The following is a 16507-nucleotide window of genomic DNA, read 5'->3' on the forward strand; positions in this document are numbered from 1 at the left end:
GCACCGAGACGCACCGAGACGACGGAGGAGAACGACGTGGGGACCGTAACGCTCGGCGTTTCGATCGCGGTCCCGGAGCCCTACGGCAGCCTGCTCCAGGAGCGGCGCGCCGGCTTCGGGGACCGGGCCGCGCACGGCATCCCCACCCACGTCACCCTCGTCCCGCCGACCGAGGTGCCCCGGGAGCTGCTGCCGGAGATCGAGGCCCACCTCGCGCGCGTGGCCACCGGGTACCAGCCCTTCCCGGTGCGCCTGAAGGGCACCGGCACCTTCCGGCCGCTCTCCCCGGTGGTCTACGTCAAGCTGGCGGAGGGCGTCGCCCCCTGCGACCGGCTCCAGCAGCGGATCAGGGACGAGGCCGGGCCGCTCGTGCGCGAGCTCCAGTTCCCGTACCACCCGCACGTCACCGTGGCGCACGGCATCTCCGAGGAGGGGATGGACCGGGCGTTCGAGGAGCTCGCCGGCTACGAGGCGGCCTGGACCTGCCGCTCCTTCGCGCTGTACGAGCAGGGCGCGGACCAGGTGTGGCGCAAGCTGTGCGACTACGAGTTCGGCAGCGGCCACCCGACCCGCGCCGTCCCGGCCCAGGGCGGCAGCCCGGTCGACACCCCGACGACGACGCCGGGCCCCTGAGGGGCCGCCGGAGGGCTCACACCGGCAGCCGCCGGTACAGCGGCCTCGGCACGTGCCGCACCGCCGCCGTCACCATCCGCAGCGCCCCCGGCACCCACACCGTCTCCGAGCGCCGCCGCAGCCCCCGCTCGATCGCGCCCGCGACCTCCTCCGGGGTGGTCGCGAACGGCTCCTCCGGGCGCCCCGCCGTCGCCCGCGAGCGCACGAAGCCGGGCCGCACCACCATCACGTGCACCCCGGTCCCGTACAGCGCGTCCCCGAGTCCCTGGGCGAAGACGTCGAGCCCCGCCTTCGACGAGCCGTAGATGAAGTCGGCGCGGCGGGCCCGCTCGGCCGCCACCGAGGAGAGCACCACGAGCGAGCCGTGCCCCTGCGCCTGGAGCGCGCCCGCACACACCAGGCCCGCCGAGACGGCGCCGGTGTAGTTGGTCCCGGCGACCCGGGCGGCGGCGACCGGGTCGGACTCGTCGCGCGCCTGGTCGCCCGGCACCCCGAAGGCCAGCAGCACCGTGTCGACGTCGCCCTCCGCGAAGACCGGGCCGAGCCGCTCCTCGTGCGATCCGGGGTCGAGCGCGTCGAACGGGACCGTCCGCACCTCGGCGCCCAGCGCCCGCAGCGACGCGGCGGCGGCGTCGAGGGCGGGGGAGGGGCGGCCCGCCAGGTGGACCGTGCGGGCGCGCCGGGCGATCATCCGGCGGGCGGTGGCGAGCCCGATCGCCGAGGTGCCGCCGAGGACGAGCAGGGACTGCGGTGCGCCGAAGGCGTCCTTCATGGCAACTCCTGAAGCTACTGGAGACCGAGACGGCGGGAGAGGTCCGAGACGAGGACGGACCGGGGGTCGAGCGCGGCCCGCAGCGCCCGGAACTCGTCGAGCCGCGGATACATCGCGGCCAGCGCCTCCGGCCGCACCCGCGAGTCCCCGGCCAGGTGCACCCGGCCGCCCGCCGCCGCGACCTCCTCGTCGAGCGCGTCGAGGAAGGCGCCGAGCCCGGGGAGCCCGGTCGGCAGGCCGAGGGCCAGGGACCAGCCGGGCAGGGCGAAGGAGAGCGGCCCGGGACCGCCCGGACCGAACCGCTGGAGGACGCCGGGCAGCACGGGCCAGCGCCGCTCCGCGATCCGCCGCACGATCCCCCGGAGCACCTCCTCCCGCCCGTGCGGGAGGACGAACCGGTACGGGACGGAGCCCCCGGGCCCGTACAGCCGGTTCCAGTGCGGGACGGCGTCGAGGGGGTGGAAGAAGCCGGACAGCGGCCGGAGCCGGCCGGTGGCCGCGCGGGGCGACGCCCGGTACCAGAGCTCGCCGAAGAGCCCCGCGGAGGTGCGGCCGAGCAGCCCGCCGGGCACGCGCGGCGGGGCGGGCAGCCGGACGGGCCGGAAGGCGAGCGGCGCGCGGCGGGCCGGATGGCGGCGGGGCAGCGCGTCGTACGGGGCGGGGTCGCCGCGCGTGAGGACGGCCCGGCCGGTGGCGGCGCCCCGGGCGCGCAGATCGATCCGGGCGGTGGCGTGGTGGTACGGGTGGCCGCCCCCGGCGAGCAGGGCGAGGAGCTCGTCGAGGTCGCGGGCCCGCCCGGTGTCCACGCGCATCAGGGAGGTCTCGACGGCCGGCAGCCGCAGGACGGCGGAGAGGACCACGCCGGTCAGGCCCATGCCGCCGGTGGTGGCGTCGAAGAGCGCGGTGCCGGGCCGCACGGTCCTGGTCTCCCCGTCGGGGGTGAGGAGTTCGAGCGAGACCACGTGTCGGCCGAAGGAGCCGACGGCGTGCTGGTTCCCGCCGTGGACGTCGCCCGCGACCGCGCCGCCGACCGTCACGTACCGGGTGGCGGGCACGACCGGGACGAACCGGCCGAGCGGCAGCAGGACCTCCATCAGCCCGTGCAGACTGACGCCCGCCTCGCAGTCGACCAGCCCCGCGCGCGCGTCGACGGCGCGGATCCGGTCGAGGCCGGTCATGTCGAGGACGGTGCCGCCGGCGTTCTGGGCGGCGTCGCCGTGGGCGCGCCCGAGACCGCGGGCGACGGCGCCCCGGGCGCCGGGAGCGCGGAGGGCGGCGGCCGCCTCGGCCGGGCTGCGGGGCCGGTACACGCGCGCGAGGGTGGGGGCGGTGCGGCCCCAGCCGGTGAGGGCTTCGCAGTCGTCGTCCGGGACGCGGGTCTCGACAGCCATGGAGCCGACCGTATAGGCGGCCATGCCGCTTATGCCGGTATTGCGCCCCGCTGTCTGGCGGTTCGCCGAAAAGGGTGATGATCGGATGGAGGGAGGGTAGGAGGAGAACCCCGGCACCCGACCCCGCGCCACCCGCGCATGTCGATCGCGCACGAGAGGGCCCGACAGGGGGATTCTCGTACTCCGGTCACCCGCGCAGCGCACGCATCGAGGGGTACACGCACGACATGGACTGGCTGACCAAGCTCCCCGTCATCGGCCCCTGGGTCACCCGACTCATGCGCACCCACGCCTGGCGCGCGTACGAGACCCTCGACCGGGCCCACTGGACCCGGCTCGCCGCGGCGATCACCTTCCTCTCCTTCCTCGCCCTCTTCCCGCTCATCACCGTCGCCGCCGCGGTCGGCGCCGCGCTCCTCAGCGATGAGCAGCTCGACCGGATCGAGGACAAGATCGGCGAGCAGGTCCCCGGCATCTCCGACCAGCTCAACATCGGCGGACTCGTCGACAATGCCGGCACCGTCGGAATCGTCGCCGGCGCCCTGCTCCTCTTCACCGGCATCAGCTGGATCGGCTCCATGCGGGAGTGCCTGCGCGCGGTGTGGGGCCTCGACGACATCGAGGGCAACCCGGTCCTGCTCAAGGGCAAGGACGCGCTGATCCTCATCGGCCTCGGCGGCGTCGCCCTCGGCTCGCTCGCCGCCTCCTGGCTCGGCTCCACCGCCGTCGGCTGGAGCGCCGAACAGGTCGGCGTCTCCGAGGGCGGGGCGGGCGGCGTCCTGCTCCAGACCGCCGCCGTCCTGGTCGGCGTCGTCGCCGACTTCCTGATCCTGCTGTACGTCCTGTCCCTGCTGCCCGGCGTCGAGCCGCCCCGCCGCGACCTGGTGGTGGCCTCGCTGATGGGCGCGGTCGGCTTCGAACTCCTCAAGCTGCTGCTCGGCGGCTACATGAGGGGGGTCGCGGCGAAGTCGATGTACGGGGCGTTCGGCGTCCCCGTCGCCCTGCTCCTCTGGATCAACCTCACCGCGAAGCTGCTGCTGTTCTGCGCGGCGTGGACGGCGGCGGCCTCGTCCCGGAAGGAGAAGGCCGCGGATCAGGACGGGGCTACTTCCCCGCCTCCGTCTTCTCCCCCGTCTCCTTCGCGGGACCAGGCCCCTGCCCCTGCTCCTTCTCCCGACCCGAGTCCGAGTCCTGGCTCCGGTCCTGGTCCTGACCCGACTCCTGGCCCTGGCCCTGATCAGGGCCCTGCTCCCGGTCGCCGCGACGTGCCGCCGACACGGCCGTCGGCCAGCGGCGGTTGACGAGGAACGCGGCGCCCGCGAGGAGGGCGAGGACCCCGCCCGCCACGGCCAGCGCGGTCCCGACCCCGCCGGCCCTCCCGGCCGCGACCGCCTGGACGGGCTGTGCCGGGGCGTTCTCGCCGGGCGCGGGCTGCGCCGTGCCGTCGGGCCCGGGCGACTTCGTACGGGCCGAGAGCGGCGGCACCAGCTCGCCCACCGGCTGCACCTTGCCGAGGGCGGCGAAGCCCCAGTCGAACAGCCGGGCGGTCTCGCGGTAGACCGCGTGCTGCTCCTTGGAGGAGGGGTTCATCACGGTGACGAGCAGGACCCGGCCGTTCCGCTCCGCGACCCCGGTGAAGGTCGCGCCCGCGTGTGTGGTGTTGCCGTTCTTGACCCCGGCGACGCCCTGGTACGGCGGGACGCCGAAGTCGCCCGTGAGCAGCCGGTTGGTGTTCTGGATCTCGAAGGTCTCGCGCTTCTTCTCACCGGGCTTCTGTATGCCGGGGAAGGCGGCGCGGGAGGTGGCAGCGTACTCGCGGAAGTCCGGCTTGGTCATGCCGCTGCGGGCGATGAGGGTGAGGTCGTACGCGGAGGAGACCTGGCCCGGGGCGTCGTAGCCGTCCGGGGAGACCACCTTGGTGTCGAGCGCCTGGAGCTCGACCGCCTGGTCGTTCATGTCCTTCACGGTCTGCTGGAGGCCGTGGTTCATGTTGGTCAGGACGTGCACGGCGTCGTTGCCGGAGCGCAGGAAGACGCCGAGCCACAGGTCGTGGACGCTGTAGGTCTGCTTCTCCTTGACGCCGACCAGGCTGGAGCCCTCGCCCATGCCCACCAGGTCCTGGCTGGTGACCAGGTGGTTCTGCGTCTTGGGGAACTTCGGCAGCAGGGTGTCCGCGAAGAGCATCTTCAGGGTGGAGGCGGGGGCGAGCGGCCAGTGCGCGTTGTGCGCGGCGAGGACCTGCCCGTTCTCCGCGTCCGCGACGATCCAGGACCGGCCCGACAGCTCCTTCGGCAGCACGGGCGCCCCGGCCCCGAGCCGCACCTGCGTACCGGGCCTGCCGAGCAGGGCGCCGCCGACCGTGGACATGGCGGCGGGCGGCTTGGGCTGCGTGTCCTGGACGGCCTGCTCGACCTTCTCGTCCTTCCCGTCGGCATGGGCCGCGGGCACGGCGAGGACGAGCGGAAGGAACACAGCAGCGGCGACCGCCCAAGCGGTCTTCTTCGAAGCAGACACGCTCGTGAACGTACAGGTACGGAACAGAGATACGAACCCCGGAAGGCCATTCGAGCCCACCCGTCCACCCGGACGCGGCCGTCGGAGGGCCGACGGTGATACTGGGGCCATGAAGCTCAGCCGTCGCGTCTCCTGGTTCCTGCTCGCGTTCGGGGTGTGGAGTTGGTTCATCTGGGTCACCTTCATTAAAAACCTCTGGAACGACGGGAGCGGCCTCGCCTTCGACGACGCGGGCGACCCGACGGCCTACTTCTGGGTTCATCTGCTGCTTGCCGTCACGTCCTTTGTCCTGGGGACGGTGATCGGCGTCCTCGGGTTGCGCGGGGTGCGCGCCGCGCGTCGCACGGACGCCTAGAAGAAGAAGGAGTTCCGGGGCGTGGTCGTCTTCCTGCTGGTCCTGGTCGTGGTCCTCGCGCTGCTCGGTGGTGTCCACTGGTACGTGTGGCGGCGGCTCGTCCGTGACGTGACGGCGCCCGGCGGTCTGCCGCGCCGGCTGGGCACGGCCGCCGTCGTGGTCCTGCCGCTGCTCTCGGTCGCGGCCCTGGTCTCCGCCCGGGCGGGCGTGCCCTTCCGGCTCCAGCAGGTGATCGCCTGGCCGGGGCAGATGTGGCTCGCCGTCCTCCTGTACCTGGTCCTGGCCCTGGTGGTGGGCGAGGCCGTCCGCCCGCTCCTGCGCGCCCGGCTCGCCCGCCGCGAGCCCGCCGCCGCGGTCCCCGAGCCCGTACCCGTACCGGTACCGGCCGCGGAGGCCGCCCCGGATCCCGCCCCCGCCGGCCCCACCGGCCCGGCGGAGCCGGGCACTCCCGCCGGCCCCGCCACCGACCCCGCCGACCCCTCCCGCCGTCTCTTCGTCTCCCGGGTCGTCGGCGGCACCGCCGCCGCCGTCGCGCTCGGGACCGTCGGGTACGGCACGTACGGCGTGCTGCGCGGGCCCCGCGTCAAGCGGGTCACCGTGCCGCTCGCCAAGATCCCGCGCGCCGCGCACGGCTACCGGATCGCCGTCGTGTCCGATATCCACCTGGGTCCGATCCTGGGCCGCGCCCACACCCAGCGCATCGTGGACACGATCAACTCCACCCAGCCCGACCTGATCGCGGTCGTCGGCGACCTCGTCGACGGCACCGTCGAGAACCTCGGCCCCGCCGCCGAGCCGCTCGCCCGGCTCCGCGCCCGGCACGGCTCCTTCTTCGTGACCGGCAACCACGAGTACTTCTCGGGCGCCGACGCCTGGGTCGACCACGTGCGCGAGCTCGGCCTGCGCCCGCTGCGCAACGAGCGCCTGGAGATCGCGGCCGGCTTCGACCTCGCGGGCGTCGACGACGTCGCGGGCGAGAGCGAGGGCCGGGGCCCCGACTTCGTGCGCGCCCTCGGCGACCGCGACCGGGCCCGCGCCGCCGTCCTCCTCGCGCACCAGCCGATCGTCGTCCACGACGCCGTGCGCCACGGCGTCGACCTCCAGCTCTCCGGCCACACCCACGGCGGCCAGCTCTGGCCCGGCAACCTCCTCGCCGACCTGGCCAACCCGACCGTCGCCGGGCTCGAACGGTACGGCGACACCCAGCTCTACGTCTCGCGGGGCGCGGGTGCCTGGGGACCCCCGGTCCGGGTCGGCGCCCCCTCCGACATCACCGTCGTCGAACTCGCCTCGAAACAGGCCTGAAAGGGACCCGTCACTCCCCGCACCGAGAGTGATACGTGCTGCTCATCGACTTAAATTCTCATATCCCGGACATATACCTGTGGTGTGAAAGTTTTCTCTTCCGCTTGTGAAGGCCGTGTGATGGGATGGCGCCATCGCGGTGGTTCCGGGGGGCGCCGCGCCTGGGGTGGCACCAAAAAAAGGAAGCACGGCAATGCGGTCGACGGTCCGTCTGCGGATCCTCATCACTTGTGGAGTACTGGTGGCGGCCGGAGTGGGGGGCTGGCAACTCCTGCCCTCCGACGGCGCCCGGACGGATCCGATCGCCGTCGGCACCACCGACGAGATCACCTCCCTCGACCCGGCAGGCGCCTACGACGCCGGATCCTGGGCGATCTACAGCAACGTCTACCAGTCGCTGCTCACGTTCAAGCCGGGCTTCACCGAGCCGGTCCCGGACGCCGCCGAGAGCTGCGCGTTCGCGGGCACCGGGCTCACCACGTACCGGTGCACGCTCCGCGACGACCTCACCTTCTCCAACGGGCGCAAGGTGACCGCCGGGGACGTCGAGTACTCCTTCGAGCGGATGCTGGGCATGAAGACGGACGTCGGTCCGCAGCCGCTCTTCCCGACCCTGAAGAGCGTCGACTCCGAGGGCCGCACCGTCACGTTCCACCTCAGCGCCAAGGACGTCACGTTCCCGCTGAAGCTGGCCACCGGCGCCGGGTCGATCGTGGACCGCGAGCGCTACCCGGAGAAGAAGCTGCGCCCCGACGAGGCGGTCGACGGCTCGGGGCCGTACGTCCTCAAGGAGTACAAGCCCGGCGAGTCCGCCCTCCTGGAGCCCAACCCGAACTACAAGGGCGCCGTCACCAAGGCCGGCCGCCCGGTCCTCGTGAAGTACTACGCCAAGTCCGAGGAACTGGCCGAGGCCTGGAAGGCGAAGAACGTCCAGGTGACGCACCGGCAGCTCCCGCCGGACTTCGTCTCCACCCTGGAGACCGCGGACGGCACCCGGGTCACCGAGGCGGAGAGCGCCGAGATCCGCAACATCAACTTCAACGTCCGGCCCGGCACGCCCATGGCGGAGAAGGCCGTGCGGCAGGCCGTCGCGGCGGTCCTCGACCGCCCGGCGATCACCACCGGCGCCTACAAGGGCACGGTCGAGCCGCTGTACTCCCTCATCCCGCAGGGCTTCGTCGGCCACAGCACCGCGTTCTACGACGTCTACCCGGAGCCGAGCGGGAAGAAGGCGAAGCAGATCCTGAGGACCGCCGGGATCAAGACCCCGGTGAAGTTCACCTTCGGCTTCCGCAAGGACGACACCTACGCCGCCGAGACCAAGGAGATCAAGCGGCAGCTGGAGGAGACCGGCCTCTTCTCGGTCGAGACCGTCGAGGTCCTCTGGGAGGACTTCCAGAAGCAGTACGCGCAGGGCGCCTTCGACGCGTACACCGTCGGCTGGCTCCCCGACTTCCCCGACTCCGACAGCTTCACCGCACCGCTCGTCGGCACCGGGAACACCCTGCACAACGGGTTCTCCAACAAGCGGATCGACTCCCTGATCGCCTCGACGCAGCAGCACAGCGACCGCTCCCGGACGACGGGCGACTTCAAGGCGATCCAGAGCGAGGTCGCCACCGACGTCCCGCTCGTGCCGCTGTGGCAGAAGAAGGACTACGTCCTCTCCACGGAGGCGGTCGCCGGCTCCCAGTACCTGACGGACGGCACCGGCATCTGGCGGCTGTGGGAACTGAGCTGGATCTAGCGGTACGGCGGTGACGCGTCACGGGGCCGTACTCACACGAGTACGGCCCCGCCGCGTCCCCTACTGCTTCGCGCCCGCCCGCTTCGGCTTGCCCGAGGCCGCCATCCCGGCCGCCGTCGGCATGAAGTCGGCGAGCAGCTCGTGGGTCTCCTTGACCAGCGGGCGCAGGATCCGGAAGCGGGAGAGGGAGATCGCGCGGGCGGTGACGGGGGCGAGCCGCTCCACGAGCCGCCGGCTGTTGGCGGCGCCCTCCGACCGGTCGTACACCCAGAAGAGCACCAGGCCCATCTGCTGGAGCCACAGGAGCTGCGGCAGCGCCTCGGCCAGTTCCGGGTCGACCTTCACCGAGGCCCCGGAGATGACCCGCCGGTGCACCTCGATCGCGGCCTCGCGCGGCCCCTCCGACTCGGGCGAGAACGGGCTGAGCGGGCTGTCCGGGTCGGCGGCGTTCTTGAAGAACTGGGCGGCGAACTCGTGGTACGGCTCCGCGATGTCCAGCCAGCCGAGGTAGACCCCCCGGATCCGGGCCGTCAGGTCCTTCTCGCTCCCGGTCAGGATGGGCTCGACGGCCGCCTGGTGCTCCTCGGCGATCCGGTCGTAGAAGCCCTGGACCAGGTGCTCCTTGGACGAGAAGTAGTAGTACGCGTTGCCGACGGAGACCCCGGCCTCCTGGGCGACGGCCCGCATCGTCGTCTTGTCGTAACCGCGCTCCTTGAACAGCCGGAGCGCGGTTTCGAGGATGAGCGTGCGGGTCTGCTCGCTCTTGGGGGCCTTCTTCTCTTCCTTCACGTCCTTCACGGGGCCGAGCCTAACGGGGCGGACCGGGCACTTCGCAGTGCCCGTCCCCGCAGGCCTCCGGACCCGGGCCGCCGGCGGGTCCCTGCCCGGATTCCCACCCGGGGCCCTTGAGTGCCTCGCGCCACTTCGCGGCGGCCAGGACGGTCATCCGGGCGAAGGGCTGCCCGGCGGGGGTGGCCAGCCAGTGGGCCCGGGGCCGGTGTTCGGCCAGCGCCCAGAGGCAGACGATCCAGGCGGCGGTCTCCCGGTAGACCTGGCCCCGGTCCCCGATCACCGTGATCTCCCGCAGGGTGGCGGCGTGGTCGAGGTCCGGGAACCGGCGCCGGGCCTCCTGGGACCCGGCCGGCACCAGGTCGAGCGGGACGAGCTGCCGCTGCCGCAGCAGCCAGTGCCGCAGGTGCACGCAGAGCGGGCAGTCGGCGTCGTACAGCACGGTCAGGCGCTTCACGGGCGTTCGCGGGGCGGGCGCCGCCGGTGCGGGGGCGCCCTGTCCGGGTGCGGTCGGCACGGCGGTTCAGCCCTGCGGCGCGGGCGGGGCCCAGGGGCCGGCCTTGTGGGGCGCGGTCCAGCCCTGCGGACCGACCGGCGGCACCTGCTCGCGCTCCATGACCCCGCGCCGGCGGATCTTGTTGAGCACGTACACGTTCGCGAGGTGCATCACGCCGAGGACGAGCAGCACGACCCCGAGCTTGACGGAGAGGGCCTCGAAGAGCGCCCGGGCGTCGAGGACGGCGTCGTCCTGGCTCAGGTAGAGGGCGACGAAGCCGAAGTTGACGAGGTAGAAGCCGACCACCAGGAGGTGGTTGACGGCCTCCGCGAGCTTCTCGTTCCCGTGCAGGACGTCGGCCAGGAAGATCCTTCCGTTGCGGCTGAGGGTGCGGGCGACCCAGATGGTGAGGGCCACGCTGATCAGCAGGTAGACGATGTACGCGACGACAGTGAGGTCCATGCCCCACCCTCCCTTGAACGCGTTCAAAAGCTGGCGGTCATGACTGTAGACCTCATCTTGAACGTGTTCAAGTCGCGAGGGGAAAGCGGTGGCGACCCCCGCTCCGGGCCCCTAGGGTCCAGGGGTGACGCTCTCTCATGACCTGGCCGGAACCGGCCCCTCGACCGTCGTCCTGCTGCACTCCGGGGTCTGCGACCGCCGGATGTGGGACGCGCAGTTCTCCGCGCTCGCCGATGCGGGGCACCGTGTCGTCCGCTGCGACCTGCGCGGCTTCGGCGAGACCCCGGTCGACGCCCCGCACACCCACGCGGAGGACGTCCGCGACCTGATCGACCGCCTCGGCGCCGACCGCGTCGCCGTCGTCGGCTCCTCCTTCGGCGGCGAGGTCGCCCTGCAGTTCGCCGCCCGCCACCCCGGGCGGGTCGCGGCCCTCGCCCTGCTCGGCTCCGGCATGCCCGGCATGGAGCCGAGCGCGGAGCTGGCGGCCTGGGGCGACCGCGAGGACGCGCTCCTCGACGCGGACGACCTCGCCGCCGCCGTCGAGCTCAACGTCGACACCTGGCTTGGCCCCGAGGCCGGGGAGGAGGCCCGCGCGCTCGTCCGCGAGGCGCAGCGCCACGCCTTCGAGGTGCAGCTCGCCGCCCCCGAGGAGTACGAACCGGTCGACCCCGGGGTGACCCGGGAGGAGATCGCCGGCGTCCGGGCCCCCGCCCTGGTGGCCGTCGGCGCCCACGACCTCCCCGACTTCCGGGCGGTCGCCGACGAGCTGGCCCGCCTCCTGCCCGCCGCCCGCCGCGTCGACCTCGACTGGGCCGGCCACCTCCCCGCCCTGGAGCGCCCGGAGGAGACCGCCCGCCTCCTCGTGGACTTCCTGGCGGAGGCGTTGACGCCGACCGCGTCTTGACGGCCCCTAGGGGGTGTCTCGCCGATCAGGCCGGGCTCGCGGCGCCCGGCACCGGACACCGCGACCTGTACACCCCCTAGGTGAACCTCCGTACGCCCGGCACCAGTGCCGTCCCCAGGCAGCAGCCGCCCACCACCGCCGCCGCGGCGAGCAGGGGCACTTCGGGGCCCCAGGCCGCCGCGGCGAGCGGGGCCAGGGCGTAGCCGAGGGGCATCGCGGCCAGCGAGAGCAGCCAGTCGTACGAGGTGACGCGGGCGAGCGCGTGGGCGGGCACCGCGCGCTGGACGGCGGTCTGCCAGACCGGCGACAGGAAACCGAGGCCCGCCTGCGCGAGCCCGTAGGCCGCGATCGTCACCGGCGCGGGCGCGGCGACGGCGAGCAGGACCAGCGGCAGCGCGTACGTGGCGAGTCCGAGGTTCGCGGTCAGGACCGGGCGCCGGGGGCGGGCGCGGTCCGCGAGCAGCGCCCCGAGGAGGAAGCCGACGGCGCCGACCTGGAGGAGGACCACCCAGGTGGTGCCGCCGCCGAGCCGCTGCACGGCGACGGCGGGCCCGAGGGTCATCAGGACGGCGGCGGCGCCGTTCCAGGCGCTGTGGCCGACCAGGCTGGTCCAGTACCAGTCGCGGGAACGGACCTCCCGCCAGCCCTCGACGAGGTCGGCGCGGAGCGAACGGCGGGGGATCGGCACCCGCTTCACCCGGACGGCGGTCAGGAGCAGGGCGCTGAGGCCGAAGGTCGCCGCGTCCAGGACGAACGCCCAGCCGGCGCCCACCGTGAGGACCAGCGTGCCCGCGAGCGCCGGGCCCGCGAGGCGGGTCGCGCTCTGGGCCACCCCCATCGCCGCGTTGGCGCGGTGCAGCGCCCCGGCCTCCACCGTGCCCTTCACCAGCGGCGCGCCGGTCGGCATGGCGAAGGCCCCGGCGGCCCCGCCGCACGCCTCCGCGACCGCGAGCACGGCGAGGCTGGGGGAGCCGCCGAGGAGCTGGAGGCCGACGAGGAGCTGGGTGGCGCAGCGGACGAGATCGGTGGTGAGCGCGACCGTCCGCGCGTCGAAGCGGTCGCCGACGACCCCGCCCAGCGGCAGCAGGAGCAGCTTGGGGACCATCGCGCAGCCGAGGACCAGGGCGAGCGCCGAGGTGGAGCCGGTGGCCTCCAGGACGGCGAGGGCGAGGGCGGCCGGGATGGCGGCGTCGCCGAGGAGGGAGAGGGCGCGGCCGGTGAAGAGGAGGCGGAAGGAGCGGGTGCGCAGGGGGTGGGGGACGGGTGCGGGCGCCGTGGCGGCGGGGGCGACGGGCATGATCCGAAGAGTATTTCGGTGCCGAATGATTCGTCAACGAAATATTCGGCACCGAACTATCTGGAGGGTGGCACGCGCCCGTTCCGACGTACGATCGCCCCATGGACCCCACCCCCGCGCTCCCCGTCCCCCCGGAACGGCGCGACTGGACCGACGGGCACGTCGCCCGCTGGCAGCCCGTCCTGCCCGGCCTCGACCCCGTCGTCGAGGGCGCGGTCACCCGGATGAAGAAGCTCTCGGTCCATCTGCGCCGGGTCAGGGAGCAGTCGCTCGTCGACTTCGACCTGGAGCGCCACGAGTTCGACACGCTCCACAAGCTGGCCGGGCGCGGCGGCAGCGCCGCCCCCTCCGAACTCGCGCAGGACCTGGACCTGGCCCCCGCCTCCGTCTCGGGCCGCCTCGACGCCCTGGAGAAGCGCGGCTTCGTCCGGCGCACCCAGTCGACCACCGACCGGCGCCGGGTCGTCGTCGAGCTCACCGCCTCCGGCCGCGAGACCTGGCTCGGCGCGATGGACGTCCTCGGCCACGAGGAGTACCGGCTCCTCGGCGTCCTCGACCCCGAGGAGCGCACCCTGCTCAACGACATGCTGCGCAGGGTGATGGTCGCCGCGGAGGCGGGGGACGCCCCCGGCTCCTGGCACGGCTAGGCGCTTCCGGGAGGCCCCGTCAGACGCTCAGCGAGCGCGCGAAGTTGACCTGGCCCATCACCCAGTGGAGGGTGTCCGGGCCCGTCGCCGGGATCATCGTGGCGTGGTGGCGGCCCCCGCTGGTCACGGTGACCTGGATGAAGCCCGTGGTCTTCTTCTCCTTCATCAGGAGGAACAGCAGGCCCACCAGGCACAGCAGCGTGAAGACGATCGCGAGCACGATCGCGACCGTCGGGATCTTCTCCTCGGTCCGCGACAGGTCCATCGCGTTCCACACCGCGCCCTTCAGGGGCATCGGCCCGGCCGGTGTGACGATCTGATCGCCGACGACCGTGATGTCACCGATCGCGAGCATCGGCGCGGCCCCGAGCGGCGCGGGCGGGAACTGCTGCGGCGCGGGCGCCAGGGGCACGCCGTCGGCCAGCGTCGGCTGGTACGCCGGGGCCTGCGGGTAGCCGTACGCCGGGGTCGCGCCCTGCGGGTAGCCGTACCCGGGCGTCCCGGGCGCGCCGCCCTGCCCCGGCGGCTGCCCCGGCCCCCACTTGTACTCGCCGTCCGCGTAAGGGTTCGGCTCGCTCATCAGTCCCCGCTCTCCACAACGACACACCGGCGCGTGCGGACGGGAAAGCCCGCCCCCGCACGCCGAGCGTACAGAAGCGGGCTTTCCCGTCGTGACCGCGATTCAGAAACGACGCGTGATCAGCGCGCGCTTCACTTCCTGGATCGCCTTGGTGACCTCGATGCCGCGCGGGCAGGCGTCCGTGCAGTTGAACGTCGTGCGGCAGCGCCACACGCCGTCCTTGTCGTTCAGGATCTCCAGGCGCTGCTCACCCGCCTCGTCGCGCGAGTCGAAGATGAAGCGGTGCGCGTTGACGATCGCGGCCGGACCGAAGTACTGGCCGTCGTTCCAGAAGACCGGGCAGGACGACGTGCACGCGGCGCACAGGATGCACTTGGTGGTGTCGTCGAAGCGCTCGCGGTCCTCGGCGGACTGCAGGCGCTCGCGGGTCGGCTCGTTCCCCTTGGTGACCAGGAACGGCATGACGTCCCGGTACGCCTGGAAGAACGGCTCCATGTCCACGACCAGGTCCTTGAGGACCGTCAGGCCCTTGATGGCCTCGACCGTGATCGGCTTCTCGGGGTTGATGTCCTTGATCAGCGTCTTGCAGGCGAGCCTGTTCTTGCCGTTGATCCGCATCGCGTCCGAGCCGCAGATGCCGTGCGCGCACGACCGGCGGAAGGTCAGCGTGCCGTCGACGTCCCACTTGATCTTGTGGAGGGCGTCGAGCACGCGCTCCTTGGGGTCGATCTCGATCTGGAAGTCCTCCCAGACCGCCGCGTCCGAGATCTCGGGGTTGAAGCGGCGGATCCGCATCGTGACCGTGATGTACGGCGAGGCGGCCGAGTCCTTCTCGACCTTGTCCAGTACGGGGGTAGCCATCAGTACTTACGCTCCATCGGCTGGTAGCGGGTCGTGACGACCGGCTTGTAGTCGAGACGCACGGTCTCGGAGCCGTCCTTGCCGACCTCGCGGTACGCCATCGTGTGACGCATGAAGTTGACGTCGTCGCGGTTCGGGTAGTCCTCGCGGTAGTGACCGCCGCGGGACTCCTTGCGCGCCAGGGCCGAAACGGCCATGACCTCGGCCAGTTCGAGCAGGTTGCCCAGCTCGATGGCCTCCAGGAGGTCCGTGTTGAAGCGCTTGCCCTTGTCCTGGATGGACACGTTCTCGTAGCGCTCGCGCAGCTCGGCGATCTTCTCGACGGCCGTCTTGATGGTCTGCTCCGTGCGGAACACCATCACGTTGGCGTCCATCGTCTCCTGGAGCTCGCGGCGCAGGTCGGCGACCCGCTCGCTGCCCGTGGAGTTGCGCAGCTTCTCGATCTGCGCGACGACGAGGGCCTCGGGGTTCTCCGGCAGCTCGACGTAGTCGGCCTTGGCGGAGTACTCGGCCGCGGCGATGCCGGACCGCTTGCCGAAGACGTTGATGTCGAGCAGCGAGTTGGTGCCGAGGCGGTTGGCGCCGTGCACCGACACGCAGGCGACCTCGCCGGCCGCGTACAGGCCCGGGACGACGGTGGTGTTGTCCGAGAGGACCTCACCCTCGACGTTGGTCGGGATGCCGCCCATGGCGTAGTGCGCGGTGGGCTGGATCGGGATCGGGTCCGTGTACGGCTCGATGCCGAGGTACGTACGGGCGAACTCGGTGATGTCCGGCAGCTTGGCGTCCAGCTGCTCCGGCGGGAGGTGCGTCAGGTCCAGGTAGACGTGGTCGCCCTCGGGACCGCAGCCGCGGCCCTCGCGGATCTCCGTGTAGATGGAGCGGGAGACGACGTCACGGGACGCGAGGTCCTTCATGACCGGCGCGTACTTCTCCATGAAGCGCTCGCCGTCCTTGTTGCGCAGGATGCCGCCCTCGCCGCGGGCGCCCTCCGTGAGCAGGATGCCCATGCGCCAGATGCCCGTCGGGTGGAACTGGAAGAACTCCATGTCCTCCAGGGGCAGGCCGCGGCGGTAGCAGGCGGCCTGGCCGTCACCGGTCAGGGTGTGCGCGTTGGAGGTCACCTTGAAGAACTTGCCGGTGCCGCCGGACGCGTAGATCACGGCCTTGGCCTGGAAGATGTGGATCTCGCCGGTGGCCAGCTCGTAGGCGACGACGCCGGCGGAGTGCTTCACGCCGTCGACCTCGGTGATCAGCTGGTCCAGGACGTAGAACTCGTTGAAGAACTCCACGCCCTCCTTGACGCAGTTCTGGTACAGCGTCTGGAGGATCATGTGGCCGGTGCGGTCCGCGGCGTAGCAGGACCGGCGGACCGGGGCCTCGCCGTGGTTGCGGGAGTGGCCGCCGAAGCGGCGCTGGTCGATGGTGCCGTTCGGGGTGCGGTTGAACGGCAGGCCCATCTTCTCCAGGTCGAGGACGGCGTCGATGGCCTCCTTCGCCAGGATCTCGGCGGCGTCCTGGTCGACCAGGTAGTCACCGCCCTTGACCGTGTCGAAGGTGTGCCACTCCCAGTTGTCCTCCTCCACGTTGGCGAGCGCGGCGGCCATGCCGCCCTGCGCGGCGCCCGTGTGGGAGCGGGTGGGGTAGAGCTTCGTGAGCACGGCGGTGCGGCTGCGCTTCGTCGCCTCGATGGCGGCGCGCATGCCGGCGCCGCCGGCGCCGACGATGACGGTGTCGTACTTGTGGATCTTCAT

At 72.6% G+C, this 16507-nt stretch carries 16 protein-coding genes and 1 pseudogene; 7 read left to right on the plus strand and 10 right to left on the minus strand.

The features are described 5' to 3' along the window. Positions 1 to 36 precede the first annotated feature (36 nt). The gene (locus AB0398_RS00920) at positions 37 to 633 is read left to right on the plus strand and encodes a 2'-5' RNA ligase family protein (RefSeq protein ID WP_366371193.1); all 597 of its coding nucleotides are present in this window, start codon (positions 37 to 39) and stop codon (positions 631 to 633) included. Between the two features lie 16 nt (positions 634 to 649). Here the strand turns inward: AB0398_RS00920 and AB0398_RS00925 are convergent, their stop codons facing one another. Together AB0398_RS00925 and AB0398_RS00930 are read right to left on the minus strand one after the other, a co-directional pair. Beyond that, positions 650 to 1405 (minus strand): decaprenylphospho-beta-D-erythro-pentofuranosid-2-ulose 2-reductase, encoded by a 756-nt coding sequence (locus AB0398_RS00925; protein WP_366371195.1) that lies wholly within the window; start codon positions 1403 to 1405, stop codon positions 650 to 652. A gap of 14 nt (positions 1406 to 1419) precedes the next feature. Continuing rightward, positions 1420 to 2796 (minus strand): FAD-binding oxidoreductase, encoded by a 1377-nt coding sequence (locus tag AB0398_RS00930; protein WP_366371197.1) that lies wholly within the window; start codon positions 2794 to 2796, stop codon positions 1420 to 1422. Between the two features lie 227 nt (positions 2797 to 3023). On the opposite strand from AB0398_RS00930, the gene AB0398_RS00935 reads away from it, so the two are divergent. Beyond that, on the plus strand, positions 3024 to 4097 hold the full coding sequence (locus tag AB0398_RS00935) for a YihY/virulence factor BrkB family protein (RefSeq protein WP_366371199.1): 1074 nt from the start codon (positions 3024 to 3026) through the stop codon (positions 4095 to 4097). On the opposite strand, the pseudogene AB0398_RS00940 reads toward AB0398_RS00935, so the two are convergent. Then, positions 4081 to 5310: pseudogene (locus tag AB0398_RS00940) on the minus strand (D-alanyl-D-alanine carboxypeptidase); the annotation flags it as partial. The gene AB0398_RS00935 and the pseudogene AB0398_RS00940 overlap by 17 nt on opposite strands. A 109-nt stretch (positions 5311 to 5419) precedes the next feature. On the opposite strand from AB0398_RS00940, the gene AB0398_RS00945 reads away from it, so the two are divergent. The 3 genes from AB0398_RS00945 to AB0398_RS00955 all read left to right on the plus strand — a co-directional run bounded on the left by AB0398_RS00945 (position 5420) and on the right by AB0398_RS00955 (position 8717). After that, positions 5420 to 5665: a hypothetical protein gene (locus AB0398_RS00945; RefSeq protein WP_366371200.1), complete on the plus strand. Its 246-nt coding sequence runs from the start codon at positions 5420 to 5422 to the stop codon at positions 5663 to 5665. A gap of 21 nt (positions 5666 to 5686) precedes the next feature. Continuing rightward, a complete protein-coding gene (locus AB0398_RS00950; protein ID WP_366371202.1) occupies positions 5687 to 6970 on the plus strand; it encodes a metallophosphoesterase in 1284 nt (427 codons plus the stop codon). 193 nt (positions 6971 to 7163) lie between these two features. After that, on the plus strand, positions 7164 to 8717 hold the full coding sequence (locus AB0398_RS00955) for an ABC transporter substrate-binding protein (RefSeq protein ID WP_366371204.1): 1554 nt from the start codon (positions 7164 to 7166) through the stop codon (positions 8715 to 8717). A 60-nt stretch (positions 8718 to 8777) separates the two neighbouring features. Here the strand turns inward: AB0398_RS00955 and AB0398_RS00960 are convergent, their stop codons facing one another. From AB0398_RS00960 to AB0398_RS00970, 3 genes are all read right to left on the minus strand, one after another. Next, positions 8778 to 9515 carry a TetR family transcriptional regulator gene (locus AB0398_RS00960; RefSeq protein WP_366371206.1) on the minus strand — a complete coding sequence of 246 codons (738 nt, stop codon included), beginning with the start codon at positions 9513 to 9515 and terminating at the stop codon, positions 8778 to 8780. Between the two features lie 10 nt (positions 9516 to 9525). Beyond that, complete coding sequence (locus AB0398_RS00965) at positions 9526 to 9963, minus strand: DCC1-like thiol-disulfide oxidoreductase family protein (RefSeq protein WP_366371208.1); 438 nt, start codon at positions 9961 to 9963, stop codon at positions 9526 to 9528. Positions 9964 to 10029: 66 nt separating this feature from the next. After that, positions 10030 to 10464, minus strand: a complete 435-nt coding sequence (locus AB0398_RS00970) for a hypothetical protein (protein ID WP_366371210.1) — start codon at positions 10462 to 10464, stop codon at positions 10030 to 10032. A gap of 124 nt (positions 10465 to 10588) precedes the next feature. Here AB0398_RS00970 and AB0398_RS00975 point away from each other — a divergent pair, with 124 nt between their 5' ends. After that, entirely contained in the window at positions 10589 to 11368 is a 780-nt protein-coding gene (locus AB0398_RS00975) for an alpha/beta hydrolase (RefSeq protein ID WP_366371211.1), read from the plus strand. Positions 11369 to 11444: 76 nt separating this feature from the next. Here AB0398_RS00975 and AB0398_RS00980 read toward each other — a convergent pair whose 3' ends face one another. Further along, positions 11445 to 12665, minus strand: coding sequence for an MFS transporter (locus AB0398_RS00980; protein ID WP_366371213.1), 1221 nt, complete (start codon positions 12663 to 12665; stop codon positions 11445 to 11447). A 101-nt stretch (positions 12666 to 12766) separates the two neighbouring features. Between AB0398_RS00980 and AB0398_RS00985 the strand changes: the two genes are divergently transcribed. Next, positions 12767 to 13312 carry a MarR family transcriptional regulator gene (locus AB0398_RS00985; protein ID WP_366371215.1) on the plus strand — a complete coding sequence of 182 codons (546 nt, stop codon included), beginning with the start codon at positions 12767 to 12769 and terminating at the stop codon, positions 13310 to 13312. A gap of 19 nt (positions 13313 to 13331) precedes the next feature. On the opposite strand, the gene AB0398_RS00990 is transcribed toward AB0398_RS00985, so the two are convergent. From AB0398_RS00990 to sdhA, 3 genes are all read right to left on the minus strand, one after another. Then, complete coding sequence (locus AB0398_RS00990; protein ID WP_366371217.1) at positions 13332 to 13892, minus strand: hypothetical protein; 561 nt, start codon at positions 13890 to 13892, stop codon at positions 13332 to 13334. A 102-nt stretch (positions 13893 to 13994) separates the two neighbouring features. After that, a complete protein-coding gene (locus AB0398_RS00995) occupies positions 13995 to 14753 on the minus strand; it encodes a succinate dehydrogenase iron-sulfur subunit (protein WP_062752578.1) in 759 nt (252 codons plus the stop codon). Then, complete coding sequence (sdhA, locus tag AB0398_RS01000; protein WP_366371222.1) at positions 14753 to 16507, minus strand: succinate dehydrogenase flavoprotein subunit; 1755 nt, start codon at positions 16505 to 16507, stop codon at positions 14753 to 14755. The genes AB0398_RS00995 and sdhA overlap by 1 nt, the downstream gene beginning before the upstream one ends.

The organism is Streptomyces sp. NPDC086147 (assembly GCF_040702165.1).
In the GTDB taxonomy this organism is placed as follows: Bacteria; Actinomycetota; Actinomycetes; order Streptomycetales; family Streptomycetaceae; genus Streptomyces.